Source organism: Burkholderia sp. Ac-20392 (assembly GCF_017104585.1).
Lineage (GTDB): Bacteria > Pseudomonadota > Gammaproteobacteria > Burkholderiales > Burkholderiaceae > Burkholderia > Burkholderia lata.
The window spans coordinates 1-13120 of sequence record NZ_JAAGPB010000232.1 but is presented as its reverse complement, the minus strand read 5'-3'; the positions used below and the strand labels follow the sequence as shown (position 1 = coordinate 13120).

The 13120-nt window shown below is 66.5% G+C and carries 11 protein-coding genes and 2 pseudogenes; 8 read left to right on the top strand and 5 right to left on the bottom strand.

Annotated elements, in window-relative coordinates:
* The 3 genes from G3N99_RS23310 to G3N99_RS23300 form a co-directional block, all read left to right on the top strand.
* Positions 1–139 (top strand): AIR synthase-related protein (locus G3N99_RS23310; protein ID WP_241011806.1); only part of this gene is annotated, 139 nt, incomplete at its 5' end.
* 72 nt (positions 140–211) lie between these two features.
* Positions 212–802, top strand: coding sequence for a LysE family transporter (locus tag G3N99_RS23305; protein WP_206123573.1), 591 nt, complete (start codon positions 212–214; stop codon positions 800–802).
* 247 nt (positions 803–1049) lie between these two features.
* On the top strand, positions 1050–2129 hold the full coding sequence (locus tag G3N99_RS23300; protein WP_174941072.1) for a purine nucleoside permease: 1080 nt from the start codon (positions 1050–1052) through the stop codon (positions 2127–2129).
* A gap of 218 nt (positions 2130–2347) precedes the next feature.
* On the opposite strand, the gene G3N99_RS23295 is transcribed toward G3N99_RS23300, so the two are convergent.
* Complete coding sequence (locus G3N99_RS23295; RefSeq protein ID WP_206123572.1) at positions 2348–2641, bottom strand: DUF4148 domain-containing protein; 294 nt, start codon at positions 2639–2641, stop codon at positions 2348–2350.
* A gap of 465 nt (positions 2642–3106) precedes the next feature.
* Entirely contained in the window at positions 3107–4111 is a 1005-nt protein-coding gene (gene ceoR / locus G3N99_RS23290; protein WP_039367883.1) for a putative multidrug efflux transcriptional regulator CeoR, read from the bottom strand.
* Positions 4112–4285: 174 nt separating this feature from the next.
* Here ceoR and G3N99_RS23285 point away from each other — a divergent pair, with 174 nt between their 5' ends.
* Genes G3N99_RS23285 through opcM form a run of 4 tightly spaced genes read left to right on the top strand, consistent with a single transcriptional unit; the run spans position 4286 to position 11188 of the window.
* Positions 4286–5146: an alpha/beta hydrolase gene (locus tag G3N99_RS23285; protein WP_174941070.1), complete on the top strand. Its 861-nt coding sequence runs from the start codon at positions 4286–4288 to the stop codon at positions 5144–5146.
* Between the two features lie 32 nt (positions 5147–5178).
* Positions 5179–6396, top strand: a complete 1218-nt coding sequence (gene ceoA / locus G3N99_RS23280; RefSeq protein ID WP_011353909.1) for a multidrug efflux RND transporter periplasmic adaptor subunit CeoA — start codon at positions 5179–5181, stop codon at positions 6394–6396.
* Positions 6397–6441: 45 nt separating this feature from the next.
* A complete protein-coding gene (gene ceoB / locus G3N99_RS23275) occupies positions 6442–9642 on the top strand; it encodes a multidrug efflux RND transporter permease subunit CeoB (RefSeq protein WP_174942118.1) in 3201 nt (1066 codons plus the stop codon).
* Between the two features lie 10 nt (positions 9643–9652).
* Positions 9653–11188 (top strand): multidrug efflux transporter outer membrane subunit OpcM, encoded by a 1536-nt coding sequence (opcM, locus tag G3N99_RS23270; RefSeq protein WP_206123571.1) that lies wholly within the window; start codon positions 9653–9655, stop codon positions 11186–11188.
* A 93-nt stretch (positions 11189–11281) separates the two neighbouring features.
* On the opposite strand, the gene G3N99_RS23265 is transcribed toward opcM, so the two are convergent.
* The gene (locus G3N99_RS23265; RefSeq protein WP_174941064.1) at positions 11282–11878 is read right to left on the bottom strand and encodes a TetR/AcrR family transcriptional regulator; all 597 of its coding nucleotides are present in this window, start codon (positions 11876–11878) and stop codon (positions 11282–11284) included.
* 125 nt (positions 11879–12003) lie between these two features.
* On the opposite strand from G3N99_RS23265, the gene G3N99_RS23260 reads away from it, so the two are divergent.
* On the top strand, positions 12004–12435 hold the full coding sequence (locus tag G3N99_RS23260) for a Tautomerase enzyme (RefSeq protein ID WP_206123570.1): 432 nt from the start codon (positions 12004–12006) through the stop codon (positions 12433–12435).
* 65 nt (positions 12436–12500) lie between these two features.
* Here the strand turns inward: G3N99_RS23260 and G3N99_RS23255 are convergent.
* Together G3N99_RS23255 and G3N99_RS42035 are read right to left on the bottom strand one after the other, a co-directional pair.
* Positions 12501–12980 (bottom strand): annotated as a pseudogene (locus tag G3N99_RS23255) (substrate-binding domain-containing protein); the annotation flags it as partial.
* Positions 12981–12987: 7 nt separating this feature from the next.
* A pseudogene (locus G3N99_RS42035) lies at positions 12988–13120 on the bottom strand (LysR family transcriptional regulator); the annotation flags it as partial.

Genomic DNA, 13120 nt, shown 5'->3' with positions numbered 1-13120 from the left:
GACGTCGGGCGGCCTGCTGGTCGCGTGCGCACCCGAGGCCGTCGATGACGTGCTCGCGTGCTTCCGTGCCGACGGCTTCGACCGCGCGGGCGTGATCGGCGAGATGGTGGACGGGCCGGCGCGCGTCGATGTCGCGTGACGCCGAAGCGCCACGCCGGGTAATTTCGCGGTCGCGGGAATCGGTGCGTCCCGTCGAAGGCATCGACGACCGATGAACGACTTCCTGTTCGGGCTGATGATCGCGCTGTCGGTCGGCCCCGTCGCGCTGATGATCGCGAACTACGGGATGCGCGCCGGCACCGCGAGCGGCGTGCGCGCGGCGGTGGGTGTCGCGACGGCCGACGGCTGCTATGCGGTCGTCGCGTTCACGCTCGGCGCGATGCTTGCGAACACGCTCGCCGCGCATCTGTCGCTGTTTCGTCTGGTCGGTGCGCTCGTGCTGCTCGCGATGGGTGCGCGGATGCTGTGGCAGGCGCTGCGGGATCGTCGCCGCACGCTCGACGGCGACGCGCGGCCGCCGGGCAGTCGCCCGTTTTCGTCGATGTTCTTCGTCACGCTGGCGAATCCGCTCACGATCCTGTTGTTCTACGGTTATGCAACGGCCGCCGCCGGTGCGCATCGGCACTGGCTGCTCGGTGCCGCGTGCGTGTTTGCCGGCAGTCTCGTGGGGCAACTCGTATTCGCATTCGGCGGCAGCGTGATCGGCCGGATCGTGAAGTCGCCGGGGCTGCTGGCGGCGAGCCATGTGGTGGCGGCACTGGTCGTGCTGGGTTACGGGGTGGCGGGGCTGGCGCGGTTGTAGCGGGTCGCCGGGCGATGCATATGACGATGCGATTGGCGTGTCGATGTCGATCAACCGGATAGTATTCCTGACGGTATGTCTTCGCGCGCAGGGCATGTCGGCCGCGATTTCCTCGTATGCCGCACCCACACCGACGCACCGGCGTCGTTTCGTAGTCGGGTTCCGCATCGGGCACGCGCGTTCTATACTCCGACGCGCAGTCTACGAGAGCCGTTCTCACCCAACATCATCGAAACAAGGAACGCCGATGCTGACTCGCTCCATTCTTTCCGCCGCTGCATTCTCGCTCGCCGCCTGTGCGACCGCGCCGTCGATCGCGCAGGACAACCAGGGCAACAACGCGGGCAACAATGCATTCGCCGAGACCGGTGCACAGGGCCGCCCGGTCAAGGTCATGATCATCACGATGTTCGGTCCGGAGGGCCAGGCCTGGCTCGACCGGCTCGGCCCGTGGCGCGACATCGCCGTGCCCGGCCTGTCGCCCGACTATCCGAACGTGCATTGCAACAAGCAGGACGTGTGCGTGGTCACGACCGGCATGGGCTATGCGAACGCGTCGGCGACGATCATGGCGCTCACGTTCTCGCAGCGCTTCGATCTGCGCCGCACGTACTTCCTGATCTCCGGCATCGCGGGCGTCGACCCTGCGCAAGGCACGGTCGGTTCGGCCGCGTGGTCGAAATACCTCGTCGATTTCAGCCTGCAGTGGGAGCTCGATGCACGCGAGATTCCGGCCGGCTGGAATACCGGCTTCCTCGGCATCAACACGAAGAGCCCGAACGACAAGCCGCCGCTCGACTATCGCACCGAGGTGTTCCAGCTCAACCCGCAGCTGACCGACGCGGCGGTCGCGCTGTCGCGCAACGTCGTGCTCGCGGACAGCGCGCAGGCGCAGGCCGCCCGCGCGAAGTTCAACTACGCGCCGGCGAACCGGCCGCCGACGGTGATCCAGTGCGATACGTCATCGGGCAACACGTGGTTCTCGGGCACGCTGATCGGCGAGCGCGCGCGCCAGTGGACGAAGATCCTGACCGACGGCAAGGGTACGTACTGCATGACCGCGCAGGAAGACAACGCCACCTATGAAGCGCTCAAGCGCGCGGCGAGCGTGAAGCGGGTCGACCTGTCGCGTGTCGCGTTGCTGCGCACGGGGTCCGATTTCGACCGGCCGTATGCGGGGCAGACGAGTGCCGACAACCTGCTGAACTACGCGGACCAGGGCGGCTTCGCCCCGGCGACCGAAAACCTGTATCGCGCGGGCAATCCGCTCGTGCAGGACATCGTGACGCACTGGGGCGAATGGCGCGACGGGGTGCCGCGCCGGTAAGTGCCGGATGACGACTCAGCCGCGATCAGTGCGCGTGCGGGGCCGAACGGAACGGCGTCCACACCGGCGTGGTGTCGTCCCAGTGATCGAGCGGCGAAGGGAGTTGATCGTTCATCATGTGCTCCTGCAACTAACTATCTAGCTGACTGACTCGGCGAGTCGTCGAAGAGGAATCGCGACGCCGCGCACGGGGCAACCCGCTGCGCGGCGTTGCGCGTTTACCGGCCTCCGCCGGCGAGCTGGTTGCTTTCCGGCATCGAGCGATACGGGCCGTCTGCCAGCTCGATTCCTTGCGGATACGAATTGGCCTTGCGCAGGTAGGCGAGCGTGCCGTCCTTGCGCGCTTGCTTGACCTCGGCGCTCACTTCGGCGCGCGTGCGCGGGCCGTAGTGCTGCGAGTACCACGACGTGTTGCCGTAGTCGCCGGCATGCGGCGTACCCGAATCGGCGAAGGCCGGAGCGGACACGGCGAGCGTAAGGGCGAGGGCGGAGAGAAGATGGCGGCGGTTCATGGCAAAACTCCTGTGTCGATATGAGTTAGCGCTTCAGCGCTTACTCAGATCCCATGCAAGGCATTTCGGAGCTGGCGCTGGAGCGCTTCTCCGGTCCCATCAAGCGGGATCTGTTCGATGCGCAACGAGGTGCGCGACAGGGTTTACTCTAGGTATCTGTTCCGTCGCGATAAATGCGGCAGATGCGAATTGAATTGTCGTGCCAGTGGAACAATCGACATCCGTACACCTGGCAGGGTTATGCGGAAATCGCCCGAACCCGCTTGCAGCGGGCCTCGCACGGGTGCGACGACGGCGCGCGACGACGCCTGCGGGCGATTGCGTCGCCTGGCACAAAGGTTTGCTGCGGATTCGGGAAGGATCGGGTGCGCCGGGTGGGGGCGTGGCGCGGAGGCGGGGTGACGCACGGGCCTCGCAGCCCGCGCGTGCGGTTCAGGTGCGCGACTCAGTCGCGCAGTTCAGACGTTATGCAACCCACTCGTTGATGACCGGCGTATCGAGCGCAGGCGCGCGTTCGGCTTCCTCGAACGTGCGCTTGCTGCACGTCGCGTCGAGGCTGCCCTTGCCGCTCAGCAGCGGGCAGCGGTCGAACACCTCGGCGATCCAGTCGACGAACACGCGCACCTTTGGCGACAGATGGCGGCTGTGCGGATACACGACCGAGATCGGCATCGGCAGCGGCTTGACGCCCGGCAGCACTTCCTTGAGCCGGCCTTCGCGCAGGTGCGGCAGCACCATGAAGAGCGGCGGCTGGATCAGCCCGAAGCCTTCGATCCCGCAGGTCACGTACGCATCCGCGTCGTTCACCGACACGATGCCTTCCATCTTCATCTCGACTTCCTTGCCGTCGGTCAGGAACGTCCAGTCGATCGTGCGGCCGGTGCGGCTCGAGAAGTAGTTGACGGCCTTGTGCTGGTTCAGGTCGTCGATCGTCTGCGGCTCGCCGTGGCGCTCGAGATAGTCGGGCGACGCGACCGTCACGCATTCGAACAGGCCGACCCGGCGCGCGACGAGCGACGAGTCCTGCAGTGCGCCGACGCGGATCACGCAATCGACGCCTTCCTGCAGCAGGTCGACCGGCCGGTCGGACAAGCCGAGCTGCAGGTCGATGTCCGGATAGCGCGTATGAAATTCGCACAGCGACGGAATCACGAGCAGCCGCCCGATCGAACCCGGCATGTCGATACGCAACTTTCCGTGCGGCTTCCGGTTGTTCGCCTGGAAGCTCGCCTCGGTTTCCTCGACGTCCGCGAGGATCCGCACGCATCGTTCGTAGTACGCGGCGCCGTCCGGCGTGAGCGACAGCCGGCGCGTGGTCCGGTGCATCAGCCGCACACCGAGGAATGCTTCGAGATTCTGGATGATCGTCGTGACGGACGCTCGCGGCAAGCTGAGCGTTTCTGCTGCCTTGGTGAAGCTGCTTGTATCGACGACGCGAGTAAACACCTGCATGGCCTGAAGCCGGTCCATCACAACCTCCGCAATCTAATGAGCCTCCGGAACAACAAGGCTGCGCTACCTCGTGGGTAAACGCAGCCTCGGATTGTTCGGGGGCGTTGAATTGTGTTGCCGGATTATAGGCATTTATCCCAATGTCTGCCGGACCCAGAATTCGTTCCATCTCGAAATGGATGCTGCATCGTCATGGACGCTTCTGAATTCAGCAAATTCCTGAAGGCCGCATTGCCGCCGCAAGCCACGGCAGGCGCGGCGCTGACGGTCACCGAAGTGGAAATTCCCGGCTACGCGCAGGACATCGTGCTGCGCCTCTACCGCCGCCCGGACAAGACCGGGTTGCCAGTAGTGCTTTATTTCCACGGTGGCGGCTTCGTCCGCGGTTCGCTCGAAGACGCCGATTTCGCCGCGCGTTTTTTAGCAGAACGCTTACCAGCCCTCGTAGTGTCGGTCGACTATTCGCTCGCGCCGGCCTTTCCTTTTCCGGCCGCGCCGGAGGATGCGTATCGCGCTGCCGTGTGGGCCGCGACGCGCGCCCGCGCGTTCGGCGGCAACCCGAAGAAGATCGGTGTCGCGGGCCACGACGCGGGCGGCCAGCTCGCGAACTGCCTCGCGTTCATCGCGCGTGATCGCGGCGAAGTGTCGATCGTCGCGCAGGCGCTGTTCGGGCCGATGCTCGATCCGAGCATGACGCGCATCGGCGACGCCGACCGCCTTGCCTCCGACATCACCCCGCGCGAATGCGCGGCATGTTATCGCGCGTATCTGCCGCAGGCTGCGCAACGCATGCACCCGTACGCAGCGCCGCTCGAATCGGTGCGCCTCGCGGGGTTGCCGCCGACGCTCGTCGTTACCGCGCAGAACGACGTGCTGCACGTCGAAGCGGAGAAATATGCGGGCTGCCTGATCTCGTCGGGCGTGCTCACGCAGGTGATCCGTTATCCGGACATCACGCACGCCGCGCTCGCGACGCACGAAGCCGCCTTCGAGGAAGCCGTGCGCTTCTTCCAGTGCCGCTTCCAGGCGCGCCAGCCGAACCGTTCCGAATAACCAAAACCAATCCACGTTTACTGGAGATCCACATGGCCATCCTACGCACCTCCCGTTCCCGAATCGCGACAGCGGCGATCGTGACGCTCGCCGTCGTCGGCCTCGGAACGTTCGGCGCGATGCGCGTGAACGCAAACGCACCGGAGAAATCGGCAGCGCCGCTGCCCGAAGTCGACGTCGCGACCGTCGTGCCGCAGACCGTGACCGACTGGCAGAGTTATTCGGGCCGCCTCGAAGCGGTCGAGAAAGTCGACGTGCGCCCGCAGGTGTCGGGCACGATCGTCGCGGTGAACTTCAAGGACGGCACGCTCGTGAAGAAGGGCGACGTGCTGTTCGTGATCGACCCGCGCCCGTACCAGGCCGAAACCGATCGGGCGGCTGCGCAGCTTGCGGCCGCGCAGGCGCGCAACGGCTACGCGCAGACCGACTGGCAGCGCGCGCAGCGGCTGATCGGCGACAACGCGATCGCGAAGCGCGACTACGACGAGAAGCAGAATGCGGCCCGCGAGGCGACGGCGAACCTGAAGGCCGCCGAAGCCGCGCTGGAAACGGCGCGCATCAACCTCGGCTATACGCGGATCACGGCGCCGGTTTCGGGCCGTGTGTCGCGCGCGGAAATCACGCTCGGCAACGTCGTGTCGGCCGGCGCATCGGCCGCGCCGCTGACGACGCTGGTGTCGGTGTCGCCGATCTACGCATCGTTCGATGCGGACGAGCAGACCTACCTGCAGTACATCAACGGTGCGCGCAACGGCCGCAAGGTGCCGGTCGAGCTTGGCCTCGCGAACGAAACCGGTTATTCGCGCAGCGGCGAGATCGACTCGGTCGACAACCGGCTCGATACGTCGTCCGGCACGATCCGCGTGCGTGCGCGCTTCGACAACGCCGATGGCGCGCTCGTCCCGGGTCTCTACGCACGTGTGAAGGTGGGTGGCAGCGCGCCGCACGAGGCACTGCTCGTCGACGACGCGGCGATCAACACCGACCAGGACAAGAAGTTCGTGTTCGTCGTCGACCAGCAAGGCCGCGTGTCGTACCGCGAAGTGCAGCAGGGGATGCAGCACGGCAACCGGCGCGTGATCGTGAGCGGGCTCTCCGCGGGCGATCGCGTGGTCGTGAACGGTACGCAGCGCGTGCGCCCCGGCGAACAGGTGAAGCCGCACATGGTCCCGATGACGGGCGGTGACGCGCCGTCCGCGCCTTTGGCGGACAACGCGAAGCCGGCCGCCCCGGCGAAGGCGGATTCGTAAGCGGCTCGCCGCTTCTTATCCGCGTTCAACCAGACAGAGCCACACATGAACATTTCAAAATTCTTTATCGACCGGCCGATCTTCGCAGGAGTCCTATCGGTGATCATCCTGCTCGGCGGGGTGATCGCGATGTTCCTGCTGCCGATCTCGGAGTATCCGGAAGTCGTGCCGCCTTCCGTGATCGTGAAGGCGCAGTATCCGGGTGCGAACCCGAAAGTGATCGCCGAGACGGTCGCGTCGCCGCTCGAGGAGCAGATCAACGGCGTCGAGGACATGCTCTACATGCAGTCGCAGGCGAACAGCGACGGCAACATGACGATCACCGTCACGTTCAAGCTCGGCACCGATCCGGACAAGGCCACGCAGCTCGTGCAGAACCGCGTGAACCAGGCGCTGCCGCGCCTGCCGGAAGACGTGCAGCGGCTCGGCATCACGACGGTGAAGAGCTCGCCGACGCTGACGATGGTGGTCCACCTGATCTCGCCGGACGACCGCTACGACATGACCTACCTGCGCAACTACGCGCTGATCAACGTGAAGGATCGCCTGTCGCGGATCCAGGGCGTCGGCCAGGTGCAGCTGTGGGGTTCGGGCGACTACGCGATGCGCGTGTGGCTCGATCCGCAGAAGGTCGCGCAGCGCGGGCTGTCGGCCGAGGACGTCGTGCAGGCGATCCGCGAGCAGAACGTGCAGGTCGCGGCCGGCGTGATCGGCGCGTCGCCGTCGCTGCCGGGCACGCCCCTGCAGTTGTCGGTGAACGCGCGCGGCCGTCTGCAGACGGAGGACGAGTTCGGCGACATCGTCGTGAAGACGACGCCGGACGGCGGCGTCACGCACCTGCGCGACGTCGCGCGGATCAAGCTCGATGCGTCCGAATACGGGCTGCGTTCGCTGCTCGACAACAAGCCGGCCGTCGCGATGGCGATCAACCAGTCGCCGGGCGCGAATTCGCTGCAGATCTCGGACGAAGTGCGCAAGACGATGGCCGAGCTGAAGCAGGACATGCCGGCGGGCGTCGACTACAAGATCGTCTATGACCCGACGCAGTTCGTGCGTTCGTCGATCAAGGCCGTCGTGCACACGCTGCTCGAAGCGATCGCGCTGGTCGTGATCGTCGTGATCGTGTTCCTGCAGACCTGGCGCGCGTCGCTGATTCCGCTGATCGCTGTGCCGGTGTCGATCATCGGTACGTTCTCGCTGCTGCTCGCATTCGGGTATTCGATCAACGCGTTGTCATTGTTCGGGATGGTGCTCGCGATCGGGATCGTGGTCGACGATGCGATCGTGGTGGTCGAGAACGTCGAGCGGAACATCGAAAGCGGGATGAACGCACGGGCGGCGACCTACAAGGCGATGCAGGAAGTGAGCGGGCCGATCATCGCGATCGCGCTGACGCTCGTCGCCGTGTTCGTGCCGCTCGCGTTCATGTCGGGCCTGACCGGCCAGTTCTACAAGCAGTTCGCGATGACCATCGCGATCTCGACGGTGATCTCGGCGTTCAACTCGCTGACGCTGTCGCCGGCGCTGTCCGCGATCCTGCTGAAGGGTCATGGCGACAAGGAAGACTGGCTCACGCGCGTGATGAACCGCGTGCTCGGCGGCTTCTTCCGCGGCTTCAACAAGGTGTTCCATCGCGGTGCGGAGAACTATGGCCGCGGCGTGCGTGGCGTGCTGTCGCGCAAGACGCTGATGCTGGGCGTATACCTCGTGCTGGTGGGCGCGACCGTGCTCGTGTCGAAGGTCGTGCCGGGCGGCTTCGTGCCCGCGCAGGACAAGGAGTACCTGATCGCGTTCGCGCAGCTGCCGAACGGTGCGTCGCTCGACCGCACCGAGAAGGTGATCCGCGACATGGGCTCGATCGCGCTGAAGCAGCCGGGCGTCGAGAGCGCGGTGGCGTTCCCGGGGCTGTCGGTGAACGGCTTCACGAACAGCTCGAGCGCGGGCATCGTGTTCGTCACGCTGAAGCCGTTCTCGGAACGGCATGGCAAGGCGTTGTCGGCCGGTGCGATTGCGGGTGCGCTGAACCAGAAGTACGGCGCGATGAAGGACTCGTTCGTCGCGGTGTTCCCGCCGCCGCCGGTGCTGGGCCTCGGTACGCTCGGCGGGTTCAAGATGCAGATCGAGGATCGCGGCGCGGTCGGCTATGCGCGGCTCGCGGATGCGAGCAACGACTTCATCAAGCGTGCGCAGCAGGCGCCTGAACTCGGCCCGTTGTTCACGAGCTACCAGATCAACGTGCCGCAGCTCAACGTCGATCTCGATCGTGTGAAGGCGAAGCAGCTGGGCGTGCCCGTGACCGACGTGTTCAACACGATGCAGGTGTATCTCGGCTCGCTGTACGTGAACGACTTCAACCGTTTCGGACGTGTGTACCAGGTGCGCGTGCAGGCCGATGCGCCGTTCCGCCAGCGCGCGGACGACATCCTGCAGTTGAAGACGCGTAACGACAAGGGCGAGATGGTGCCGCTGTCGTCGCTCGTCACGGTGACGCCGACGTTCGGCCCGGAAATGGTCGTGCGCTACAACGGCTACACGGCGGCCGACATCAACGGCGGCCCGGCGCCGGGCTTCTCGTCGGGGCAGGCGCAGGCCGCGATCGAGCGCATCGCGCATGAAACGCTGCCGCGCGGCGTGCGGTTCGAGTGGACCGACCTCACGTACCAGCAGATTCTTGCGGGCGATTCGGCGATGTATGTGTTCCCGATCAGCGTGCTGCTCGTGTTCCTCGTGCTCGCGGCGCTGTATGAAAGCCTGACGCTGCCGCTCGCGGTGATCCTGATCGTGCCGATGAGCATTCTGTCGGCGCTGACGGGCGTGTGGCTCACGCAGGGCGACAACAACATCTTCACGCAGATCGGCTTGATGGTGCTGGTGGGGCTGTCGGCGAAGAACGCGATCCTGATCGTCGAATTCGCACGTGAACTCGAACACGACGGCAGGACGCCGCTCGAGGCCGCGATCGAGGCGAGCCGGCTGCGGCTGCGCCCGATCCTGATGACGTCGATCGCCTTCATCATGGGTGTGGTGCCGCTCGTCACGTCGACGGGTGCCGGTTCGGAAATGCGCCATGCGATGGGCGTCGCGGTGTTCTTCGGGATGCTCGGCGTGACGCTGTTCGGGCTGATGCTGACGCCGGTGTTCTACGTCGTGCTGCGGACGCTCGCAGGCGGCAAGATTCACGTCGCCGGGAAGGACTCGGCCGGCTACGGTGTGCCGTCCCAAGGTGTGCCGGCTTCGGATGCTTGAGGACAACACAATGAACAACTTGCACAACACGAATGGCCTGATGCGCTTCGCGAAGGTGGCGGCCGCGAGCACCCTGCTCGCGACGCTGCTCGCCGCGTGCGCGGTGGGCCCTGACTACAAGCGCCCGGATGTGTCGACGCCGACCGCGTTCAAGGAAGCGCCGACGCTTGCCGCCGGCGAACAGGCCGGCACCTGGAAGACGGCCGAGCCGTCGGACGGCGTGCATCGCGGCGAATGGTGGAAGGCGTTCGGCGACCCGGTGCTCGATTCGCTCGAGACGCAGGCGCTCGCCGCGAACCAGAACCTGAAGGCCGCGGCCGCGCGTGTCGAGGAAGCGCGTGCGGCGACGCGTTCGGCGCGCTCGCAGTGGTTCCCGCAGATCGGCGCCGGCTTCGGGCCGACGCGCGAGGGGCTGTCGTCGGCGTCGCAGTTCCAGCCGCAAGGCACGGGGCCGACCAATGCGACGCTGTGGCGCGCGCAGGGCACGGTGTCGTACGAGGCCGACCTGTTCGGTCGCGTCGGCCGCAACGTCGAGGCGTCGCGTGCCGACCAGGCGCAGAGCGAAGCACTGTTCCGTTCGGTGCAGCTCGCGCTGCAGGCGGACGTCGCGCAGAACTACTTCGAACTGCGTCAGCTCGATTCCGACCAGGACCTGTACCGCCGCACGGTGGAGTTGCGCGAGCAGGCACTGAAGCTCGTGCAGCGCCGCTTCAACGAAGGCGACATCAGCGAGCTCGACGTGTCGCGCGCGAAGAACGAGCTGGCGACCGCGCAGGCCGATGCGGTTGGCGTCGCGCGCCGGCGCGCGGCGTCCGAGCATGCGCTCGCGATCCTGCTCGGCAAGGCGCCCGCGGATTTCGCGTTCAAGGAAACGCCGATCGTGCCGGTCGCGGTGAAGGTGCCGCCGGGCCTGCCGTCCGCGCTGCTCGAACGCCGTCCGGACGTGTCGGCGGCCGAGCGTGCGATGGCGGCCGCGAACGCGCGGATCGGCCTCGCGAAGTCGGCGTACTTCCCGAAGCTCGACATCACGGGGGCGTTTGGCTATGAGGCGTCGACGCTCGGCAGCCTGTTCATGTGGTCGAGCCGCACGTTCCTGCTCGGGCCGTTTGCCGGCGCCGCGCTGACGCTGCCGCTGTTCGACGGCGGGCGTCGTGCGGCCGGCGTGCAGCAGGCACGCGCGCAGTACGACGAGCAGGTTGCGAACTACCGGCAACAGGTGCTCGTCGCGTTCCGCGAGGTCGAGGACAACCTTGCCGACCTGCGCCTGCTCGACGACCAGATCCGCGCGCAGGATGCGGCCGTCAACGCGTCGCGGCGCGCGGCGACGTTGTCGCGCACGCAGTATCAGGAAGGCGAGGTCGCGTATCTCGACGTGATCGACAGCGAGCGCTCGGTGCTGCAGTCGCAACTGCAGGCGAACCAGTTGACCGGCGCGCAGGCGGTGTCGACCGTGAACCTGATCCGCGCGTTGGGCGGTGGTTGGGGGGCGGCGCCGACGGCGGTAGGCGATGCGGCGTCCGTCAAGGCGGAAGTGGCCGCGCGTTGAGGCACCGGCCCGCGACGGGCCGACTCGACGGGTAGTCGATCGAAGAACCCCGATCCGTGACGATGCGGATCGGGTTTTTTTATTGGCGGCCGGTTATGCCTGTTGCTCCGGCTTCACGTCCGTGCGTTCGGCGATCACCACCGCGTACCGGCCGACCGCATCGGCGATGCGCTGCGCCAGCTCGGGATCGCGCACCGCGCGCGCAAGCGTGACGCCGCCCGACAGCAGCGCGAGGAACGCGATCGCGCGATCGTCGTCGGGGGTGTCGCCCATCCCGGCCGACACTTCGTCGACGATCTGCCGCAATGCCTGCTCGTACGCGTCGCGCGTTTCGTCGTCGGCGCGCATCACTTCCGGCGACAGGCTCGGCAGCGCACAGCTTTCGCCGAGTTCGCAGGTGCGTCGCGGGCCGAGGTAGAACGACACGAACGGGCGCCGCCAGCGCGCGCCGTGCTCGGCCTTGAACGTCGCGACGCCTTGCCGGAGCTGGGCGAGGCCATCGAGGACGACCTGCCGGAACGCTTCGCCCTTCGTCTTGAAATGGCCGTAGAACGCGCCGTTGGTGACGCCCGCCGCCTTCGTCAGCGGACCGATGCCGGAGCCGCCATATCCCTCCTGGCGGAACAGGCGGCTCGCCGCATCGAGGATGCGCGTGCGGGTTTCGTGCTTGTGCTCGACGGAATAACGCATGACTGGCTCGCTTCAGAGCGATCACTCTTTATCTTGCAAAGAGAGTGATCAGTGTCTATTGTATAGAGAGTGACTGATATTTATATCACGTCACCTAACCGATGACCTGACCAGGAGAAAGTGCGATGCCGATTACGCTGACAGTATCCGAAGGGGTTTTCACGCCGGACGACGAGGGGCCGGTGTTTGCCGAGTTGACCGATGCGCTGCTGGAAGTCGAAGGATTGACCGGGAATGCGTTCCTGGCGCCGAACGTGGTGGGCACGCTCAACGTGCTGCCGCGAAACCGGACCTTCGTGCACGGACGGGCGGAGCCCGCCGCGTTCGTCGAGCTGAAGCTGCCTGCCGTGGCGCTCGCCGCGCCCGACCGGCAGCGGCAATTCGTCGAACGGGCGACCGCGATCGTGCTGCGCCGCGCCGGCGGGCGGCTGACGCCTGCGCAGGTATGGGTGAATGTCGTCCATGCGGTCGACGGCGGATGGGGCATTGCCGGGCGGCGCTATGACAACGCGTCGCTCATCGATTCGATCCAGAGTGCAGCGGCGGCAGCGCATTAATCGCAACTAACGGTCAAGCCGTCAGGCGTTGACCGACGGCGTGGCGGCGCTCGCCGCCACGCTGGTCATTTCTGGTCGCCTGCAGCCCGCAGCGCGCGGACCAGTTCGCTGGCCGCCTTGCCGAGCCCCGTGTGTTTCGGCCGCCGCAGGTACACGGGCAACGGCAGCCCGTTGCGGATGTTCGCGAACACGAGCGGCGCGAGTTCGCCGTCGGCGACATATCGGCCGATCACGGATTCGGGCAGGTTCGCCCAGCCATGTCCGGCCTTCACGAGCGCGATCGCGGTCGCCATGTCGGTGACCTTCCACGTGCGATTGCCGATCAACGGCCGCACGTCGGTCAGCGGCCGCTCGGGATCGGCGATCACGATCTGCCGGAAGCCCGACAGCCGCTCGATCGCTTCCGGTTGCGCGCATTCGGCGATCGCCGGATGGCTCGGCGCGGCGACCGCGATGAGCGTCTCGGTCCACAGCGCGTGGATCTGCTCCTGCGGATGCCGGTCGAGCCCGCCGTACGCGACACAGAGATCGGCGGCGCCGCGATGAAACGGCTTCCGGCAGCGGCCGCTCGGGATCGGCGATCACGATCTGCCGGAAGCCCGACAGCCGCTCGATCGCTTCCGGTTGCGCGCATTCGGCGATCGCCGGATGGCTCGGCGCGGCGACCGCGATGAGCGTCTCGGTC